Genomic DNA, 1,759 nt, shown 5'->3' on the forward strand with positions numbered 1-1,759 from the left:
TGAATGTGAAAAATGAAACGGGTGAATTTGGTCCACTCACTCCACTTATGCTTTATCTTACATGCTTCGTTTCAATATTCATCCTTGCCAGCTTGATAGCTTCAAGTACGATCGTGGGCCGTCGGCTAGCAAAAAGTGATAATACTGTGAGTGATATCCGTTATGCTTTAGATCAATCGGCAATCGTCGCCATAACGGATGCAAAAGGAATCATTACATATGTTAACGAAAAATTCCTGGAAATATCACAATATGAAAAACATGAACTAATTGGAAAAAATCATTCGATAATCAATTCTGGTTATCACGCAAAAGAATTTTTCACTGACTTATGGCAAACGATCAGCCAAGGGAAAACATGGCATGGTGAAATATGCAATCGGGCTAAAGATGGTAATGTGTATTGGGTGGATACAACAATCGTTCCGTTCATGAAAAAGGGGAAACCATATCAATATATTTCCATCCGTTCGGACATTTCCGCTCGTAAAAAAGCAGAAAATGCTTTAAAGGGGTCAATCAAGGAACTAGAAGATATGCATTATGCAATCAACCAATCTTTGATTGTGGCGATAACCGATGATAAAGGAGTCATTATTGAAGTGAATGAAAAGTTCTCGGAGGTTTCAGGTTATGGCAAAGGTGAATTGATAGGCCAGACCCATAGAATGGTTAATTCCGGATACCATTCAAAGGAATTCTTTGAACAAATGTGGAAGACCGTCCATGAACGGAAAGTTTGGAAAGGTGAAATTAGAAACAAGGCGAAAGATGGCAGTTTTTATTGGGTCGATACAACAATTGTTCCATTTTTTAGCGAAGAAGGAAAGCCATTTCAGTTTTTGGCACTGAGATATGACATAACTGAGCGTAAACAATCTGAAGAGATGCTCCATCGGCAGGATAAATTAGCCGCTGTCGGACAGCTTGCTGCTGGGGTGGCACATGAAATAAGGAATCCGCTGACCTCCATGAAAGGGTATACGGAATTTTTGCAACTGGATGAAACGGACGAAAATAAACAAGAATATCTAGAAATAATCATGGATGAAATCAATCGTGTGAATGAGATAGTTGAAGAGTTCTTACAATTGGCCAAACCACAGGCATTGATATTGGAAACGAAGAATCTTGTGTCGACCATTCAAAACGTTGTATCTTTGACGGAGTTTGAAGCCAGGAAGAAGAACATCACGCTGATTTCGGAATGTAATGACGAAGAAATCCTCGTTCGTTGTGATGAGAATCGGTTAAAACAGGTCATATTAAACTTCATTAAAAATGGTATGGAAGCTATGCCTGAGGGTGGTTTCATAAAAGTCATTACTGAACTTAAAGAGGAAAATGTGCATATATCCATAACCGACACAGGAATTGGGATGCCGCCAGAGCAGCTTAAGAGATTGGGAGAACCATTTTTCACCACGAAAAAATCTGGTAATGGGTTAGGTCTCATGATCAGCTTTAAAATCATAGAAAGCCATTCTGGAAATGTCTTTGTCGAGAGCGAAGTCAATAAAGGAACAGTCTTTAATATCGTGCTCCCTATTTAAAATGTCTAATAGGAAGCAATGAAAAAAAAAATCATCAACTTTTTAGAAGATATCTGCGTGGGGGAACGGGATTTGGAAAAACAAAAGTATGTCAATATTATTAGCTTGAAGGTATTTTACCTTTTTTCTTTTTTTGCAGTGGGAAGTTTAACACCGCTATTAAGCGTTTATTTGGCCAATGAGGCAGGTTTATCCGGTATTGAGAC

At 38.5% G+C, this 1,759-nt stretch carries 1 protein-coding gene; it reads left to right on the forward strand.

Annotated features, from left to right (window positions below; genetic code table 11):
* A partial coding sequence (locus tag ACFVSH_RS26285) for a PAS domain S-box protein (protein WP_387708747.1) occupies window positions 1–1,553 on the forward strand: 1,553 nt, incomplete at its 5' end.
* Between the last annotated feature and the right edge of the window lie 206 nt (window positions 1,554–1,759).

The sequence above is a fragment of the Peribacillus sp. NPDC058002 genome, from assembly GCF_042886655.1.
Classification (GTDB): Bacteria; Bacillota; Bacilli; order Bacillales; family DSM-1321; genus Peribacillus; species Peribacillus aracenensis.